This window comes from Rahnella ecdela, from assembly GCF_019049625.1.
Classification (GTDB): Bacteria; Pseudomonadota; Gammaproteobacteria; order Enterobacterales; family Enterobacteriaceae; genus Rahnella; species Rahnella ecdela.
Genome location: NZ_JAFMOY010000026.1, coordinates 1 through 261 on the forward strand (window position 1 = coordinate 1; position 261 = coordinate 261).

General features: G+C 59.0%; 1 protein-coding gene. It reads right to left on the bottom strand.

The genetic code is table 11. From position 1 onward, the window contains the following. The coding region (locus J1784_RS00115) for a hypothetical protein (RefSeq protein WP_217147568.1) at window positions 1–238 on the bottom strand (238 nt) is incomplete at its 3' end. Between the last annotated feature and the right edge of the window lie 23 nt (window positions 239–261).

The window sequence follows — 261 nt, forward strand, 5'->3', positions numbered from 1 at the left end:
TGACCAGGCGGACAAGCCTGCCCGCGCTGTCGAACTCTGTCCGGCGCGTTAACCCGCCGTCACTTTGGCTTGCCGGATTGCCGCGGGCGTCGTAACTTTGCACACTTTTACTGCCGTCAGGGCGGGTCACCGACATCACGTCACCGGCCTCATTGTACTGCCAGAGGGTTTTTGCCCCCGCGCTGTCTTCGCCCGATATTCTTCTGCCGCGCGCGTCATATTCAAAGCGGATTGTCATGCCTTCTTCATGCAGGATTTCTA